Origin of the sequence: Bradyrhizobium sp. (genome assembly GCF_030654605.1) — a bacterium.
GTDB lineage: Bacteria > Pseudomonadota > Alphaproteobacteria > Rhizobiales > Xanthobacteraceae > Bradyrhizobium.
Genome location: NZ_JAURXB010000123.1, coordinates 16,331 through 33,538, shown reverse-complemented (window position 1 = coordinate 33,538; position 17,208 = coordinate 16,331). Strand labels below are relative to the sequence as shown.

Sequence of the window (17,208 nt, the reverse complement as noted above, 5' to 3'; positions counted from 1 at the left end):
ATATTCTCCCTCTCAACCGTGAATCGCGTGCCACACCCGATCGGGTGAGGCCGGCATTTCAAGCTTGTTGTTGCCGATGGCGTCGGTGATGGCGTTGATGACGGCGGCCGATGCGCCGATCGCGCCGGCCTCGCCGCAGCCCTTGACGCCGAGCGGATTGCCCGGACACAGCGTCGTGGTGTGCGACAGCTTGAACGACGGCAGGTCGTCGGCGCGCGGCATGGTGTAGTCCATGAACGACGCGGTCTGGAGCTGACCGGAGCTGTCATAGACCGCGCCTTCCAGCAGCGCCTGGCCGATGCCCTGGGCGAGGCCGCCATGGACCTGGCCCTCGACGATCATCGGGTTGATCAGCGTGCCGAAATCGTCGGCCGCGACGAAGTTGACGAAGGAGGTCTTGCCGGTGCCGGCGTCGACTTCCATCTCGCAGATATAGGCGCCGGCCGGGAAGGTGAAGTTGGTGGGATCGTAGAACGCGCCCTCCTTGAGGCCGGGCTCCATGCCGTCGGGCAGGTTGTGCGCGGTATAGGCGGCCAGCGCCACCATCGGCAGCGCGATCGACTTGTCGGTGCCGGTGACCTTGAACTCGCCATTTTCGATGACGATGTCGGCCTCGGAAGCCTCCAGCTGATGCGCCGCGATCTTCTTGGCCTTGGCCTCGACCTTCTCCATTGCCTTGAAGATGGCGGACATGCCGACCGCCGCCGAGCGCGAGCCATAGGTGCCCATGCCGAATTGCACCTTGTCGGTGTCGCCATGTACGATGGAAACCTGGCTGATCGGAATGCCGAGCCGGCCGGCGACCAGTTGGGCAAACGTGGTCTCATGGCCCTGGCCGTGGCTATGCGAACCCGTGAGGATTTCGATGGTGCCGACCGGGTTGACGCGGACCTCGGCGGATTCCCACAGGCCGACGCCGGCCCCCAGGCTGCCGACCGCCTTCGACGGCGCGATGCCGCAGGCCTCGATGTAGCAGGAGATGCCGATGCCGCGCAGCTTGCCTTCGGTCTTGGCTTTCGCCTTGCGGGCGGGGAAGCCGGCATAGTCGATCGCCTTCATCGCCGAATCCAGCGAGGCGCCGAAATCGCCGACGTCGTAGGCCATGATCACGGGCGTCTGGTGCGGGAAGGTCGTGATGAAATTCCTGCGGCGCAATTCCGCAGGATCGACCTTCAATTGCCGCGCCGCGGTTTCCATCAGCCGTTCGACGACAAAACTGGCTTCGGGCCGGCCGGCGCCGCGATAGGCATCGACCGGGGTGGTGTTGGTATAGACGCTGATCACCTCGGCGAAGATGTTGGGGATGTTGTACTGGCCCGACAGCAGCGTCGCATAGAGATAGGTCGGCACCGAGGAGGAGAACAGCGACATATAGGCGCCGAGGTTGGCGTAGGTCTTCACCCGCAGCGCGGTGACCTTGTTGTCCTTGTCGAACGCCATTTCGGCCTTGGTCAGGTGATCGCGGCCATGGGCGTCGGTGAGGAACGCCTCGGAGCGATCGCCGGTCCACTTCACCGGGCGCCGCACCCGCTTGGAGGCCCACAGCGCCACCATTTCCTCGGGGTAGATGAAGATCTTCGAGCCGAAGCCGCCGCCGACATCGGGCGCCACCACCCGCAGCTTGTGCTCCTGCGCGATGTTGTAGAACGCCGACAGCACGAGGCGGGCGACATGCGGATTCTGCGACGTGGTGTAGAGGGTAAAATGCTCCTCGGCGTCGTTGTATTCGCCGATCGCCGCGCGCGGCTCCATCGCGTTCGGCACCAGCCGGTTGTTGGTGATGTCGAGCGAAACCACGTTGGCCGCCGCCTTGAACGCGGCATCCGTCGCGGCTTCCTCGCCGATGGTCCAGTCGTAGATCACGTTGCCCGGGGCTTCCGGATGCAGCTGCGGCGCGCCCGGCTTGATTGCGGCGCGGATATCGGACGCAACCGGCAGTTCCTCATAGTCGACCACGACGGCTTCCGCCGCATCGCGGGCCTGGTTCTTGGTCTCGGCAATCACCACCGCGACCGCCTGTCCGGCGAAGCGCACGATTTCCGGCGCCATCGCCGGCCAAGCGCCCATCTTCATGCCGGTGCCGTCCTTCGACGTGATCGCCCAGCCGCAGATCAGATTGCCGACCTTGTCGTCGACGATTTCCTGTCCGGTCAGCACCCCGACCACGCCCGGCATGCCCTTCGCAGCCGCGATGTCGATGCTCTTGATCCTGGCATGCGCGTGCGGGCTGCGGACGAAATGCGCGTGGGTCAGGCCCACAATCTTGATGTCGTCGACGTAGCGGCCGCGGCCCGTGATGAAACGCCGGTCTTCCTTGCGCACTACGCTGGCGCCAATGCCCTCAACACCCATCGGATATCTCCCTGTCGGACCGCATCGTCAGCGCCAAAATCGCGAGGGCGCAGGCCGCGGTCGGTTTTTCGAATTTCGAAGTTCTGGCCGTGCAGGACGCGGGACTATTCCGCCGCCTGCGCAACCTTCATGCGGCCGGCGGCGTCGAGTACCGATTTGACGATATTGTGGTAGCCGGTGCAGCGGCAGATGTTGCCTTCCAGCTCGTGCCGGACCGTCGCCTCGTCGAGCTTGCCACCGTGGCGGTTGACGATGTCGATCGACGACATGATCATGCCCGGCGTGCAGTAGCCGCATTGCAGGCCGTGATTGTCGCGGAATGCGGCCTGCATCGGATGCAGCTCGTCGCCCTTGGCGATGCCCTCGATGGTGGTGACATTGGCACCGGCGGCCTGGCCCGCCAGCACGGTGCATGATTTGACCGCCTTGCCGTCGATGTGCACGACGCAGGAGCCGCACTGGCTGGTGTCGCAGCCGACATGGGTGCCGGTCAGGTTCAGGGTCTCGCGCAGGAGATGGACGAGGAGAGTCCGGTCCTCGACATCAGCCGACACAGCCTTGCCGTTCACCGTCAATTTGATGGTAGACACGCGTGATACCTCCCGATGATTTTTAATTGTTCTAATTAGAAGCACGCAGCCGGAACTTTGCAACTAGGATTTTTGTCGAGGCGGTCATTGTGATGTCGTGTTTCCCGTCGTCCCTGCGAACGCAGGGACCCATACCGCGTGATTTCTCGATTAGGGCGGGGACGGTCGACGTCGTTTGTCTCAACTGGCTCCGGGGATTATGGGTCCCTGCTTTCGCAGGGACGACATCGTGGGCGTGGCGCGCATCCCCATGCATAATTGTGCCTTTCTCCCAAAAGCCCGATGCTCTATTGGCCCTGAACAACCCCAAGGGAGCCCAGACGTGATCGACAAACAGGTCAAAACCACCGCCGACGCCGTGGCCGGGGTTCGCGACGGCTCCACGGTGCTGGTGGCCGGGTTCGGCGCGGTCGGCGTTCCCGATATCCTGCTCGATGCGCTGCATGAACAGGGCGCCCGGGAGCTCACCATCGTCGCCAACAATTCCGGCAATGGCGATTATGGACTGGCCCGGCTGATCAGTTCCGGCCGCGTGGCCAAGGTGATCTGCTCCTTCCCGCGTTCCGGCGATTACAGCGCCTTCCTCCATGCCTACCGGGCCAAAAGCCTCGAGCTGGAATTGCTGCCGCAGGGCACCATTTCCGAGCGCATGCGCTGCCATGCCGCCGGCCTCGGCGGCTTCTTCTCGCCGGTTTCGGCCGGCACCAAGCTCGGGGAAGGCAAGGAAACCCGCGAAATCGACGGCCGGCTGCACGTGTTTGAAAAGCCGCTGAAGGGCGATGTCGCCTTGATAAAGGCCAACAAGGCCGACCGCTGGGGCAATCTCAGCTACATCAAGTCGGCGCGGAATTTCAATCCGGTGATGGCAATGGCCGCCGATCTGACCGTGGTCGAGGTCGACCAGATGGTCGAACTCGGCGAGATGAATCCGGAAACCATCGTCACCCCCAGTATTTTCGTCGACCGCGTGGTCGTTGTCGGAGGCAAGGCATGACGTCCCAGTCCCACGAGCCTTTGAATCGTGAGCAAATGGCCTGGCGCGCCGCGCAGGATTTGAAGGAAGGCGATTACGTCAACCTCGGCATCGGCATCCCGACGCTGGCGGCGAGCTATGTGCCGCCGGGGCGCGAGGTGATCTTCCACAGCGAAAACGGCATTCTGGGCATGGGTCCGAAGCCGGAGCCGGGCAAGGAAGACCCCTATATGGTCGACGCCGGCAAGAACCTGACGACGCTGGTCGCCGGCGGCTGCTTCGTCCATCACGCCGACGCCTTCCTGATGATCCGAGGCGGCCACCTCGATGTCAGCCTGCTCGGCGCCTTCGAGGTGTCTGCATCAGGCGATCTCGCCAACTGGACCACCGAAGACCCGGCGTTCCCGCCCGGCGTCGGCGGCGCGATGGACCTGGCGGTCGGCGCCAGGGCGATCCGGGTCATTATGGAGCACACCAGCAAGAAGGGTGAGCCGCGCATCCTGAAGGCATGCACCTATCCGCTGACGGCGGCCAACTGCGTCAAGCGCATCTATACCAATCTCGCGGTCATCGACGTGACGCCAAAGGGCCTCGTCGTGTTGGAAATGATTCCGGGAATGACGCTCGAAAAGCTGCAGGCCTTGACCGAACCCCCGCTGCAACTGGCCCCTGACTGGAAGGTCCTGGCGCCGCCGGTAGCCCCGAAAGCCCGCGCGGCGTAGCGAGATGCCGTAGCCCGCACGAAGAGCGGGACTCCGGAAAGCCGGTCGCTACATTCAAAACTGTCGTCGCCCGGCTTGACCGGGCGATCCAGTAAGCCGTGGCCTTTCGGTCTATCTTGAACGCCTCTGGAATACTGGGTCGCCCGGTTAAACCGGGCGATGACAGCGGTGTTTGGTTCATCCAACAGGGCCGCCCCTCGCCATGATATCATGCCCAATTCGCCCCAAATTTACTGCCCCTTATCCATTCTGCCCTAGTTTTCAGCAGGGGATCGGGGGCTCGCGCTCCCGATCCCGGCTGTTTGGGTGAGACGATGGGGGTTTGCGGTGGGAATGTCTGAACGTGCCGGATCGACCTCGATAGCGTCAAAACTCCCGACCTTGCGGCTTCGCGCCAAGATCATCCTCGGTTTTGCCGTCACGCTCGCCATTTCGGCCGCCAGCATGGGCATCGCCTATCTCGGTTTCGAGCGCGTCGCAGCGGGCGTCGCCGGCTACCGCACCAGCGTCTCGGAAGCCGACCTGGCGCGCAACATCGACCGCGAACTGATCTCGTACCGGTCGCTGGCGCGCTACTTCGTGTTGACCGGCAAGGAAGACGACGGCAAGGCGGCGCTGGCCGCCGAGGCCGGCCTGAAGGACGCCATCGATCAGTCGATGAAGGGCACGACCAATCCGGCGCGGCGCGATCAGATCGGGCGCCTCGGCCAGGAATTCCAGAATTTCAGCAAGGTCTTCGCCGGGATTCTCAGGATCAAGCAGGAAAGCACACAGCTGACGCAGAACCAGCTGATGCGGAGCGGCAATATGCTGCGCTACAAGCTGGAAGATCTTCCCAGCAACGCCGACGATGAGGAACAGCAATCGGTCCAGTTCGGCGCCAAGGTAGTCACCGATCAATTCCAGGCGGTGACGGCGCTCGCCAACACATTCGTCGTCAATTCCGACCAGACGACCGCGGCCAGCGCGGTGGCGCGGCTCAGATTCGTCGACAACTCGCTTGGTGGGATATTGTCGAGTAACCAGAAGATCGTCGAAGGCCTCAAGGAAGCTGCCGCGTTGCTCGCCGATTACAAGCAAGCCCTGACCAAGTTGATCGAGAATTCGAAATCGATCGGCGAACAAGCCGCAAAGATGACCGAGTCGGCGACGGCGATCATGCAGGGCGCAGCCACCTTGAAGGCGGACCTGGTGTCCGATCAGCAACGACTCGAATCCGGCACCAACGCGCTGATCGGCGAGACCGAGCGCCTGATCCTGATATTGGCGGCCGGCGGCTTCCTGCTCGGCGGGGTGTGGGCGCTGTTGCTGGGCAGGGGAATTGCCAGACCGATGACGGCGATGTGCAAGGCCATGCGCGAACTTGCCGGCGGCAATTTCGACGTCGTGCTGCCCGGCCTCGGGCGCAAGGATGAACTCGGCGAGATGGCGGGCGCGGTGGAGGAATTCAAGCTGCAGGCCATCGCCAAGGCCGAGCGCGATGCCGCGGCCCATGATGCGCAGAACAAGGCGAGCAGTGCGGCGCGCCGCACCGAACTCATTCGCTTTGCGGACGATTTCGAAACCGCCGTGGGCGCCATCGTCTCGAATGTTTCAGCCTCGGCGGTACAGCTCGAATCCGCAGCCGGAACGCTGACGCGTACCGCCGAAACCACCCAGAGCCTGTCCAGTCAGGTCGCCGGCGCATCGGAAGAAGCCTCCAGCAACATGCAATCGGTCGCCACGGCAACCGAGGAACTTTCCGCCTCCGTCGACGAGATCGGACGGCGGGTGCGCGAATCCAACAAGATCGCGGACGCGGCGGTGACCCAGGCCCAGCAGACCGACGGCCGCATCGGCAAATTGTCACGCGCGGCCCAGGAGATCGGCGACGTGGTCAAGCTGATCACGGCGATCGCCGAGCAGACCAATCTGCTGGCGCTGAACGCCACCATCGAGGCCGCCCGCGCCGGCGATGCCGGCCGCGGCTTCGCCGTCGTCGCCTCCGAAGTCAAATCGCTCGCCAGCCAGACCGCCAAGGCGACCGACGAAATATCGTCGCACATCCTGGGCATGCAGGGCGCGACCCAGGAATCGGTTGCAGCCATCAAGGAAATCGGCGGCACCATCGGCCAGATTTCGGACATCGCTGCATCGATCGCCAGCGCCGTGGAGCAGCAAAGCTCGGCCACACAGGAAATCTCGCGCAGCGTCCAGAACGTCGCGCAGGGCACCCAGCAAGCGGCCGCGGACATCATGCAGGTCAATCGCGGCGCCACCGAAACCGGCTCCGCTTCCGAGGAAGTGCTGAACTCGGCGAGAACCCTGTCGAGCGAAAGCGCGCGGTTGCGCGAAGAACTCGACCGCTTCATGGCGAACATCCGCGCGGCGTAGCTCCATCACAATTGTCGTCCCGGCCTCCGAGCCGGGACCCATAGCCACCGGCGGACATCGTTCGCGAGGTGTCTGCCTTCGTGCCGCATGGTGAGGACACGGCGTATGGGCCCCGGCTCGGAGGCCGGGGCGACGAAGCCTCGTTGGATGTGCGTGAAACCGATTTACTTAATCGATTCAACGAACCTGCCCCGACGGGCAAATCAATTCCGATTATCAGAAGTGGTGTCAAGCCCTGCGCGAAAAAATATTTCTGTTTTACAGAAATAGAAACCGGACTATATCAATAGCCATCCCGTCCCACTCAGAGGGGCATTGCGCAAAGGTCACCAGTGCGGGGCGGGGATGCGGTGGACGCGGATGGCGCTCCTGACCTGAGCACCTGAGGCGGATGGCAAAGACGTGTGGTCCCGACACCCCAAGGGCTGGTGTCAAGTTCGCGCAAGAGCGCGCGGGCGACGGTGGCAAGAGTGCAGGGCTCACCGAGGAGAGCGCGTGATAAGCCGTAAACCATTGCGCGGGGAGTGCCGGGTGATTCCGGTGTGACCTGACTAACGCGTGTGCCTGTTACCAACTACCTTTGCACACGCGGCTATCGGGCGCATCGGGCGCCCGGCCTCCCCGCGCCCTCTGATTGAAGAGGGCGGCAGTTGATGGCAAACCTCGGGCGAAACGCGCCGCGAGATCGCGAAGCTGTATCTGCATTATGAAAGCAGAATCCCTCATCCGTCGTCCCTGCGAACGCAGGGACCCATACGCCGCGGCTTATCGGTGAGAACGCCGGTGTTAGATATCTTCGCAATAAAAGAAGACCGGGGTTATGGGTCCCTGCGTTCGCAGGGACGACGTTGAGAGATTGCGTCCGGGAACTGCGACCTACGCCGCGTCTGAATTTCCCAAACTCACTCCGCCGGCGCTTCCGCTTCCGCCTCGTCGCCGCCTTCACTCGCGCCGCGGCTCATCATGAAGCCCAGCGCCAGTCCGCCGATCGCGAGAATCGGGATCAGCTTCTTGACACCGATGGCGCGAACCAGCTGGAGGCCGGCGGCCAGCAGCATCGGATCGGCCAGCATGTGCGAGGCCGCCGATTTCGCCGATCGTGCGGCTTCCCGGGCAGCTTCCTCGGCGCGAACCTGGATCTGGTTCTGGCGCACCTTGTAGCAGATGGCCGCAATCAGCGTGACGAGGAGGAATACGCCGGCCCCCGCCAGGCACGCTTCGACCGGACCATATTTCTGCAGGACGAACACGAACAGCGCCGCGCACAGAAACGATGTGGCGACCAGCAGCGCGAAAGCCGCCGCCGCGGCCAGCGAGGTCAGCCGCAGGGCGGTGCCGGTGCTCTCCTTGAAATCGTCGATCATTCGCCCGAACATGCATTGCCTCGATTTGAAAAAATTTGAGCGAAAGCGACGGCGGCGCGTCAGCGCCGCCATCCGTTCAGCGTCTGGACTTTCGCGTCATGCCGTTACCGGCGCCAATTCGACCGGTCAGTTCTACCGCCGCCATGCCGCGCCGATCAGAAAGCCGATGCCGAGCGCGATACCCACGGTCGCCAGCGGGCGCTGGGTAATGACGTCTTCCAGCGATTCCTCGAGCGAGGAGGCGGCGTCATAGGCGGAGTCCATCATGGCGCTGCCGCGTTCGGCCATATCGTCGTACGCTGCGTCGACATTGGCGCGGGCTTCCTTGTAGCCGCGGCGCGCCTGCTTGCCGGCGCTGCCGGCGAACGTATTGAGCACGTCGGTGATCTGGTCGGTCAGGGCGGAAATATCGTTTTTCACGGCTGCTGCATCCTTCTCAAAGCATTGGTATTGCGTAAGCCACAAACGTCCGGGTTTGCAGGAAGTTCCCGGGCTGAAACCGCGGTGATCAGTGTCCCGGCAGCTGTACCGAATCGTCGGGCATCAGATGCACCTTGATGATCAGCGCCACGATCAGGATCGGCGAGGCCAGGAAGGCGCCCATCGGTCCCCACAGCCAGGTCCAGAACGCCAGCGCGATGAACACGGCGAGCGCATTCAATTGCAGGCGTCGGCCAACGATGACCGGCGTCAGGAAATGACCTTCGAGAAAGGTCATCCCGGCAAACAAGGCGGGCCCGAGCAGTCCCTCGGCCAGCGTCGGAAAGGCGACCACGCCGACCACGGTCAGAATCGCGAACATGAACACGGGTCCGATGATCGGGATGAAGTTCAAGGTCGCGGCCAGCGCGCCGAGCGCGGCCGGGTTCGGCATCCCCGTCAGCGCGCAAATGATGCCGGTCGCCACGCCGACACCGAGGTTGATGGTGGTGACCATCAGCAGATAGCCGCCGAGATGCTCCTCGACCGCATTGACGATGCGCAGGGTTCGCAGCCGCGATTCACGGTCACCGAATGTCATGACCAAAGCGCGGCGCAGGTCCGGCCAGCTGGCGATGAACAGGATCAGGGTTACCAGGAACAGCAGGAATTCGGCGAAGGTCGGCGACAGGAATTCCAGGGTCGGCTGCACCCATTCGATCTTGGGCAACTGAAACGAGGCGCCCGGCAGGGTTTCCGATCCGCCCAGCGCCAACTGCATTTGCTGCCACAGCCACAGCGGACGATCGAACACATGAAGCTTGTCCTTCATGAGCGAGCCGAGTTCGGGAAGCCGCGCGCTCCATTCGATCACCGGGGAGGCGATCAGCCCGACCATGAAGGCGACCAAGGTGCAGGCCGCGGCCACGATCATGACCGCGGACACCGCGCGCGGAATGCGGTGCTGCTCGAGATAGCGTGCCGCCGGCGCCAGCATGGTGCCGACCACGAACGCCATCGTGACGGGCAAGAAGAATGCCTTGGCGGCATAGAGCACGGCGACGATGCAGATGATGAGAAGGGCGACCAGCGCGAAGGCCACCACTTCGGCGCGGCGGATCACCGGCGGCTGTTCGTTCTTGCTGTCGGGCAGCGGCTTGCCTGCTGGTTCGGCGGGCGCCGCACGCTCATTGGGAAGGACACGCAATTGGCTCTCCCCCGCGCTACGGCGAATCTGGCTTGGGTCGCGGTCGCGGCTGACGAACCGGGCGAATACGCCGGCTTAACCCGCGTCGGAACCGAAAGTTCCGTCGCAAGAACGTGAAGCGCCGGCTGGTTGACAAGGGCGTTCCGCCCCGAGTCGAACGGAACCTTGCCGCCCCGGCCGGGTTGATTGGCCAGAGCATCAATTGATGCGCATCGCATTGGGGCAGGTCATGGCACAGACATTCGCAGGCACTCGCAGGCTTTCGTGGCGCGCGACCGGCGCGCTGATCCTTGGCACCGCGATGCTGCTGTCGCCCGCGTTGCTCGAAAGCGCGAGCGCCCAGCTGCTCGGCTACGCCTCCAGCGCGCCGATGGCGTTTCCGTCGGACAATCTGATGGTCGCGCCGGCGCAGCCCGCGGATGACGGCGACGATGCTGTCGTGATGCCGGAGCGCTTGAAGCGCGCCACCGTCGCCTTCGACACCCACGAAGCCCCTGGCACCATCGTGATCGATACCGGCAACACCTACCTCTATTACGTGCTCGGCCAGGGTCGCGCCGTTCGCTACGGCGTCGGCGTCGGCCGCGAAGGTTTCACGTGGTCCGGCGTGCAGAACATCACCAGGAAGGCCGAGTGGCCGGATTGGACCCCGCCTTCCGAGATGATCGCGCGCCAGCCCTATCTGCCGCGCTTCGTCGCGGGCGGCCCGGGCAATCCGCTCGGCGCGCGCGCCATGTATCTCGGCTCCAGCATCTACCGGATTCACGGCACCAACGATCCCTCGACCATCGGCAAGTTCGTCTCGTCGGGCTGCATCCGGCTGACCAATGAAGACGTCGCCGACCTGTTCGGCCGCGTCACCATCGGCACCAGGGTGGTGGTGCTGCCGAAGAACGCGCCGCTGATGGCGACGCGCAGCCCGGCGACCAGGACGACGATCAGCGTTCGTCCGGCCGCGGCGCAGCGTCCGGTCGCAACGACGGCCGTCCCGGGCCGCCAGGCGATGAACCTTTCGACGTCGTCGCTGTATTGATCGGGAGACCGCTATGAACCGGCATTTGGGCAAGCGGCTGGCGTGGGGTGCAGCGGCGTTGCTGTGCGCCTCGGCGCTGGCGCCGGCCGCTCAGGCGCAGGACTTTTTCTCCCAGCTGTTCGGCGGCTTCGGCCGCTCGCGGGCGCCGCAAATCCACATGCCGTTCGCGGCCGATGACGGTCCGGTTGTCGCCCCGCAGCGCGAGGCCCGCCCGCGTTACGGTGTCGGCCAGGCCTATTGCGTGCGCACCTGCGACGGACGCTATTTCCCGGTCAACGGGCCGGACAATAAGAGCCGCGCCGAGGCATGCAACAACTTCTGCCCGGCCAGCGACACCAAGCTGGTCTATGGCAGCAGCATCGACCATGCGGCGACCGAAACCGGAAAACCCTATTCCGAACTGCCGAATGCGTTTCGCTATCGTGAGGAACTGGTCGCCGGATGCACCTGCAACGGCAAGGACCAGATCGGGCTCGCCCCGGTCAAGATCGAGGACGATCCGACCCTGCGACGGGGCGACATCGTCGCCGCCGCGGACGGGTTGATGGTCGCCGGCCGGCCCGACAGGCGCGGCGCATCCCTCAACTTCTCGCCCGCCTCGGACCGGCTCCAGGCCCGCTACCAGCGCGTGCCGGTGCTGGCGAGGGAGTGACACACACTGAGTGGCACTGAAATCATGGATCTCTCGCAATGAATATAAGGTTCCGTCGCGGGAACCCGGCAGGTCCAAAGGCGTTGAATGAGCAGCCAATCGTGCTTTCACGACGCCTCAGGGGACCCGCATGCTCATCAGCGCACTCGTCACATTTCTCGTCGTTATCCTCATTCTCTATCTGATCAACCTGCTGCCGCTGGACGGCCGCGCCAAGCAGATCGCCCGCGTCGTCGTCATCGTCATCGGCGTGATCTCGCTGCTGAAATTACTCGCGGTGTTTTAGACCGGTCGCGACGGTTCAACGAAAAAGCCCCGGCCAAGGCCGGGGCTTTTCCAATTTCACCGGCGTGCCCGCCGCTTACCTGAATCCTGCGATCAACCCGCCGCCTTGGCTTCCCGGCGCCGTGCGGTGAGGATGAACTCGGTGTAGCCGTTCGGCTGCTCGCGGCCCTTGAAGATCAGGTCGCAGGCGGCCTTGAAGGCGACGCCGTCGAAGCCGGGCGCCATCGGCCGGTACTCGGCATCGCCCTCGTTCTGTCCGTCCACCACGACCGCCATCCGCTTCAGCGATTCCATCACCTGCTCTCTGCTGATGACGCCCTGATGCAGCCAGTTCGCCAGATGCTGGCTCGAGATCCGCAAGGTGGCGCGGTCTTCCATCAGGCCGACGTCGTGGATATCGGGCACCTTCGAGCAGCCGACGCCCTGGTCGATCCAGCGCACGACGTAACCCAGAATGCCCTGGCAGTTGTTGTCGATCTCCTGCTTGACGTCATCGGGCGCCCAGTTCGATTGCGACACCGGGATGGTGAGAATGTCCGACAGCCTGGCGCGCGGGCCGCCCTTGCTCAGCTCCTGCTGGCGCGCCTGTACGTTGACCTGGTGATAGTGCAGCGCGTGCAGCGTGGCGGCGGTCGGCGACGGCACCCAGGCGGTGGTGGCGCCGGCCTGCGGATGGCCGACCTTTTGCGCCAGCATGTCCGCCATCTTGTCGGGTGCGGCCCACATGCCCTTGCCGATCTGGGCATGGCCGGGCAGGCCGTCGATCAGGCCGTTGTCGACGTTCCAGTCCTCATAGGCCTTGATCCAGGGCTGCGCCTTCATGTCGTTCTTGCGGATCATCGGACCGGCTTCCATCGAGGTATGGATTTCGTCGCCGGTGCGATCGAGGAAGCCGGTGTTGATGAAGCAGATCCGCCTGGAGGCCTGCTGGATGCAGGCCTTGAGGTTGACCGTGGTGCGGCGCTCCTCGTCCATGATGCCGACCTTCATGGTGTTTTCCGGCAGACCGAGCATCTTCTCGACCTGGCCGAACAGCTCGCAGGTCAATGCCACCTCATCGGGGCCGTGCATCTTCGGCTTGACGATATAGACCGAGCCGGTGCGGCTGTTCTTCGTCTTCGACTTGCCCTTGAGATCGTGGATCGCGAGCAGGCCGGCGACGGCGGCGTCCAGAATGCCTTCCGGAATCTCGGCGCCCGAAGCGTCGAGCACCGCGTCGGTAAACATGTGATGGCCGACATTGCGCATCAACAGCAGGCTGCGGCCGTGCAGCGTGAGCTGCTTGCCGTCTGCCGTGGTGTAGACGCGGTCGGGATTGAGCGCGCGCTGCAGCGTCTTGCCGCCCTTCTCGAAGTCGGCCGAGAGCGTGCCGTCCATCAGGCCGAGGGTGTTGCGATAGACCAGCACCTTGTCCTCGGCATCGACAGCCGCGACGCTGTCCTCCATGTCGAGGATGGTGGAGACCGCCGATTCCAGGATCATGTCGGCAACGCCTGCCGGGTCGTCCTTGCCGATCAGGTGGCCGCGGTCGATGACGACTTCGATATGCATGCCGTTGTTGACCAGCAGGATCGCGGTCGGTGCTGAGGGATCGCCCTGGTAGCCGGCGAACTGCGTGCTGTCTTTCAGCGCGGTGGCGTTGCCGCTCTTCAGTTTGACGGCGAGTTGCCCCGCGGTCACGCTGTAGGAAATCACATCGGTGTGGCTTCCGGTCGCCAGCGGCACGGCGGCATCGAGAAAGGCCTTTGCCTTCGCGATGACCTTGTCGCCGCGCGCCTTGTTGTAGCTCTTGCCGCCTTCGCCGGGATCATGCGGGATCGCGTCGGTGCCGTAGAAGGCATCGTACAGGCTGCCCCAGCGCGCATTGGCGGCGTTCAGGGCGTAGCGTGCGTTGGTGAGCGGCACCACCAGCTGCGGCCCGCAGATTTTTCCGATCTCTTCGTCGACGTTGGCCGTTTCGACCGTGTGGGTCGCAGGCTCCGGCAGCAGATAGCCGATCTCCTTCAGAAATGCCGTATAGGCATTCATGTCGAACGGCTTGCCCTTGTTGGCACGATGCCAGCCGTCGATCTTCGCCTGCAGGGCGTCGCGGAAGGCGAGCAATTCGCGGTTTTTCGGCGCGAGATTCTGGAGGATGGCCGCCAGCCCCGCCCAGAACGCGTCGGGCGAAATCCCGGTCTTGGGGGTCGCCTCCGTGGCGATGAAATCGAACAAAACGGGGGCGATCTTCAGTCCATGGGCATCGATACGATTCATTGCGGGCTTTCTCGGCGGGAAACGGCGGCTACAGGCTGTTTTCTGGGGTGAACACAGCAAAAAGCGCGCCAAAGGGCAATTTCTGGGGCCCTTTTAGCCATAAAGCCGGGTCGATGAGAAGGCCCCAAAGAGGCCTCCGAAAGTCTCAGATATTGGCGGCGAGATCGACCAGTTCGTCGAACAGAATGCCCGTCCTCGTCAGCATCCGCTCGATCTCGTCGGTGGCGTCGGGGACCGAGCGCCTCGAGGTGTCGATCGTCAACTCGCAACCGGCCGGCGGCTGGTAGTCGTTGCCGGTGCCCGTAAACCCGTGCAAGGCGCCGGCGCGCGCCTTGGCGTAATGGCCCTTGGGATCGCGGCTCTCGCACACCTCGACCGGGGTCGCGACATAGATCTCGCGGAACTCGGTGTCGGCGATGCGGCGCGCCGCGGCGCGATCTTCGCGCGATGGCGACACCGCGGCGACGATGGCGATGTGGCCGTTGCGCGCCAGATGAACCGCGACCTCTGCAAGCCGGCGAATGTTTTCGCTGCGGTCCTGTGCGGAGAAACCGAGATCGCTGTTGAGCCCGGCGCGCAGCGTGTCGCCGTCCAGCAGCACCGGCGAGCCGCCGGCGCTGAACAGCCGGCGTTCCAGCGCGCGCGCCAGCGTCGACTTGCCGGAGCCCGGCAATCCCGTCAGCCACACCACCGCGCCGCCGTGGCGATAGCGCGCCGAACGCTCGTCGGCCCGCAACGCGGATTCCACCGGCACGATATCGACGGGGATGGCGCGTTGGCCTGAAGCGACCGACAGCGCCAGCCCGCCGCCGGCAATGCGGCCATTGACCTCGATGACGAGGCGTCCGGTGCGCGGATTGTCGGTGTAGGGATCGGCGGCGATCGGCTGCGCCAGCGAAATGTCGATCTCGCCGACATGGTTGCGCGCGATCGCCTTGGTCTCGACGCTGGAGAGTTCGCCGGGGTCGACCGCCTTTTCAATGGCGACCACATTGGCGCGGGTTTCCCGCGTGCCGAGCCGGACCAGAATCGAGGCGCCTTCCACCAGCGGCTTGTCGTGCAGCCAGAAAATCCGCGCGCGGATCCGGCGGGTGTCGCGCGGCGCGCTGCCGACATGGGCGATGACGTCGCCACGCTCGACGAACAGTTCGCGGTCGAGCGTGATGCCGACCGAGCGCCCGGCGCCCTGGCTTCCCTGCACCGGGGTCACCGGCCAGCTCTCGACGGACTTGATCCTGGCGATTTTGCCGGCGGGCATGATGACGATCTCGTCGCCGGCGGCAAGGCTGCCGGCTTCGATGCGGCCCGCGACAATACGGCGGTCGTCGAACTTGTAGATCGCCTGCACCGGCAGCCGCAGCGCCAGCGTTTCCAGCGGCCGAGCCGGTTCGAGCGCATCCAGCGCCTCGACCACGGTGGGGCCATCATACCATTCGATCCGCGGCGTACGTTCGGCAACGCCGTCGCCGTCGCGCGCCGAAATCGGAATCACCGCCGACGGCGTCACGCCGAGGCCGATCAGATGCGTCGATATCTCGTCGCTGATTTCTGTGAAGCGCTCGGCGCTGAAATCGACCCGGTCCATCTTGTTGACGACGACCGCGACCTGTTTGACGCCGAGAAGATGCAGCAGATAGCCGTGACGCCGGGTCTGGTCGCGCACGCCTTCCAGCGCGTCGATGATCAGGACCGCGCCGTCCGCCTGCGAGGCGCCGGTGATCATGTTGCGCAGGAATTCGGCGTGGCCGGGCGCGTCGATCAGCACCACGTCGCGCGAGCGGGTGCGGAACCTGATCTGGGTGGTGTCGATGGTGATGCCCTGGTCGCGCTCGGTCTGCAGCGCATCCAGCAGAAACGACCATTCGAACGGCATGCCGCGCCGGGCGCTGACCGCTTTCAGCATTTCGAGCTTGCCCTCGGGCAGGCTGCCGGTTTCGTGCAGCAGGCGTCCCACCAGCGTCGACTTGCCGTGATCGACATGGCCGACGATGACGATGCGCACTTGCGGGCGCGTGGTGCCGTTCGGCGTGGCCAGTGTCGCGGTGGGGATGATCATGTTCATGGGCGCGCTCAATTCGATATCCGTCAGAGATAGCCGGCGACGCGCAGCCGCTCGAAGGCGTCTTCGGTTTCATGATCCAGCGCGCGGCCCGCCCGCTCCGGCACCCTCGTGCCGTCGAGCTCGATCAGGATTTCCTCGATATTCGAGGCGGTCGAAGCCACGGGGTTGGTGATGTCCTGATCGCCCAGCGAGCGATAGCGCTTGCCGTCCCTGGCCAGGTACAGCGGGATGATCGGAATGTTCTCGCGTTGGGTGTAGGCCCAGATATCGGCCTCGGTCCAATGCAGGATCGGGTGAATGCGTAAATGCGCGCCCGGCGGCGGCGAGGCATTGAACTGGTCCCAGAATTCCGGCGGCTGGTCGCGCACGTCCCATCCGCCTTCGGTGCCGCGCGGCGAGAACACCCGCTCCTTGGCGCGGGTGGCCTCCTCGTCGCGGCGAATGCCGGCGATCAATCCGTCAAATCCATGTTTGGCCAGCGCGAGCTTCAAGCCGTCGGTCTTGCGCGCGGCGGATCGTGCCGCGGGCGGCAGGGTCGGGTCGATGGTCTCCAGCGGCGGGCAGGGTTCGATCTTCAGGTCGAGCTCCCATTCCTTGCCGTAGCGATCGCGAAACGCGTACATCTCGGCAAATTTCTTGCCGGTGTCGACATGCAGGGCCGGGAACGGCATGCGGCCGAAGAAGGCCTTGCGCGCCAGCCAGATCATGACGTTGGAATCCTTGCCGAGCGACCACAGCAGCGCCAGCTTCTTCAGCCGCGCGAAGGCTTCCCTGAAAATATAGATGCTCTGCGCCTCGAGCGCATCGAGGTGGTCCATGCCGGGGGGAGGCAGCCGTCCATCGGGTGAAATTTGCGATGACATTGGCAGGGCCGAAGATCCGTTGGGCGGGTCTGCGCGACGCAGCCGGGCGACCGGGG

Annotated in this window: 14 protein-coding genes; 6 read left to right on the top strand and 8 right to left on the bottom strand. The window is 64.4% G+C overall.

The features are described from left to right. Nucleotides 1-12: 12 nt before the first annotated feature. Both Q7U29_RS12610 and Q7U29_RS12605 read right to left on the bottom strand, forming a co-directional pair. Entirely contained in the window at nucleotides 13-2,352 is a 2,340-nt protein-coding gene (locus Q7U29_RS12610; RefSeq protein ID WP_304741847.1) for a xanthine dehydrogenase family protein molybdopterin-binding subunit, read from the bottom strand. Nucleotides 2,353-2,456: 104 nt separating this feature from the next. Continuing rightward, nucleotides 2,457-2,942, bottom strand: coding sequence for a (2Fe-2S)-binding protein (locus tag Q7U29_RS12605; RefSeq protein WP_304741845.1), 486 nt, complete (start codon nucleotides 2,940-2,942; stop codon nucleotides 2,457-2,459). Between the two features lie 322 nt (nucleotides 2,943-3,264). On the opposite strand from Q7U29_RS12605, the gene Q7U29_RS12600 reads away from it, so the two are divergent. From Q7U29_RS12600 to Q7U29_RS12590, 3 genes are all read left to right on the top strand, one after another. After that, nucleotides 3,265-3,936 carry a 3-oxoacid CoA-transferase subunit A gene (locus tag Q7U29_RS12600; RefSeq protein WP_370691745.1) on the top strand — a complete coding sequence of 224 codons (672 nt, stop codon included), beginning with the start codon at nucleotides 3,265-3,267 and terminating at the stop codon, nucleotides 3,934-3,936. After that, on the top strand, nucleotides 3,933-4,637 hold the full coding sequence (locus tag Q7U29_RS12595; protein WP_304741844.1) for a 3-oxoacid CoA-transferase subunit B: 705 nt from the start codon (nucleotides 3,933-3,935) through the stop codon (nucleotides 4,635-4,637). The genes Q7U29_RS12600 and Q7U29_RS12595 overlap by 4 nt, the downstream gene beginning before the upstream one ends. 333 nt (nucleotides 4,638-4,970) lie before the next feature. Then, nucleotides 4,971-7,010 (top strand): methyl-accepting chemotaxis protein, encoded by a 2,040-nt coding sequence (locus Q7U29_RS12590; protein ID WP_304741843.1) that lies wholly within the window; start codon nucleotides 4,971-4,973, stop codon nucleotides 7,008-7,010. 902 nt (nucleotides 7,011-7,912) lie between these two features. Here Q7U29_RS12590 and Q7U29_RS12585 read toward each other — a convergent pair. The 3 genes from Q7U29_RS12585 to Q7U29_RS12575 all read right to left on the bottom strand — a co-directional run bounded on the left by Q7U29_RS12585 (nucleotide 7,913) and on the right by Q7U29_RS12575 (nucleotide 10,001). Continuing rightward, nucleotides 7,913-8,386 carry a hypothetical protein gene (locus Q7U29_RS12585; protein ID WP_304741842.1) on the bottom strand — a complete coding sequence of 158 codons (474 nt, stop codon included), beginning with the start codon at nucleotides 8,384-8,386 and terminating at the stop codon, nucleotides 7,913-7,915. 120 nt (nucleotides 8,387-8,506) lie between these two features. Further along, a complete protein-coding gene (locus Q7U29_RS12580; RefSeq protein WP_304741841.1) occupies nucleotides 8,507-8,839 on the bottom strand; it encodes a YqjD family protein in 333 nt (110 codons plus the stop codon). A gap of 43 nt (nucleotides 8,840-8,882) precedes the next feature. Next, the gene (locus tag Q7U29_RS12575; RefSeq protein WP_304741839.1) at nucleotides 8,883-10,001 is read right to left on the bottom strand and encodes an AI-2E family transporter; all 1,119 of its coding nucleotides are present in this window, start codon (nucleotides 9,999-10,001) and stop codon (nucleotides 8,883-8,885) included. 229 nt (nucleotides 10,002-10,230) lie between these two features. Here Q7U29_RS12575 and Q7U29_RS12570 point away from each other — a divergent pair, with 229 nt between their 5' ends. The 3 genes from Q7U29_RS12570 (at nucleotide 10,231) to Q7U29_RS12560 (ending at nucleotide 11,972) form a co-directional block, all read left to right on the top strand. Further along, on the top strand, nucleotides 10,231-11,034 hold the full coding sequence (locus tag Q7U29_RS12570) for a L,D-transpeptidase (protein WP_304741838.1): 804 nt from the start codon (nucleotides 10,231-10,233) through the stop codon (nucleotides 11,032-11,034). A 13-nt stretch (nucleotides 11,035-11,047) separates the two neighbouring features. Continuing rightward, entirely contained in the window at nucleotides 11,048-11,686 is a 639-nt protein-coding gene (locus tag Q7U29_RS12565; protein WP_304741837.1) for a DUF2865 domain-containing protein, read from the top strand. A gap of 130 nt (nucleotides 11,687-11,816) precedes the next feature. Next, complete coding sequence (locus tag Q7U29_RS12560; RefSeq protein WP_304741835.1) at nucleotides 11,817-11,972, top strand: Thivi_2564 family membrane protein; 156 nt, start codon at nucleotides 11,817-11,819, stop codon at nucleotides 11,970-11,972. A 92-nt stretch (nucleotides 11,973-12,064) separates the two neighbouring features. On the opposite strand, the gene Q7U29_RS12555 is transcribed toward Q7U29_RS12560, so the two are convergent. The 3 genes from Q7U29_RS12555 to cysD all read right to left on the bottom strand — a co-directional run bounded on the left by Q7U29_RS12555 (nucleotide 12,065) and on the right by cysD (nucleotide 17,152). Further along, on the bottom strand, nucleotides 12,065-14,227 hold the full coding sequence (locus Q7U29_RS12555) for a malate synthase G (RefSeq protein ID WP_304741833.1): 2,163 nt from the start codon (nucleotides 14,225-14,227) through the stop codon (nucleotides 12,065-12,067). Between the two features lie 145 nt (nucleotides 14,228-14,372). Then, nucleotides 14,373-16,289: an adenylyl-sulfate kinase gene (gene cysC / locus Q7U29_RS12550; RefSeq protein WP_304741832.1), complete on the bottom strand. Its 1,917-nt coding sequence runs from the start codon at nucleotides 16,287-16,289 to the stop codon at nucleotides 14,373-14,375. A gap of 23 nt (nucleotides 16,290-16,312) precedes the next feature. Continuing rightward, on the bottom strand, nucleotides 16,313-17,152 hold the full coding sequence (cysD, locus tag Q7U29_RS12545; RefSeq protein WP_370691744.1) for a sulfate adenylyltransferase subunit CysD: 840 nt from the start codon (nucleotides 17,150-17,152) through the stop codon (nucleotides 16,313-16,315). Between the last annotated feature and the right edge of the window lie 56 nt (nucleotides 17,153-17,208).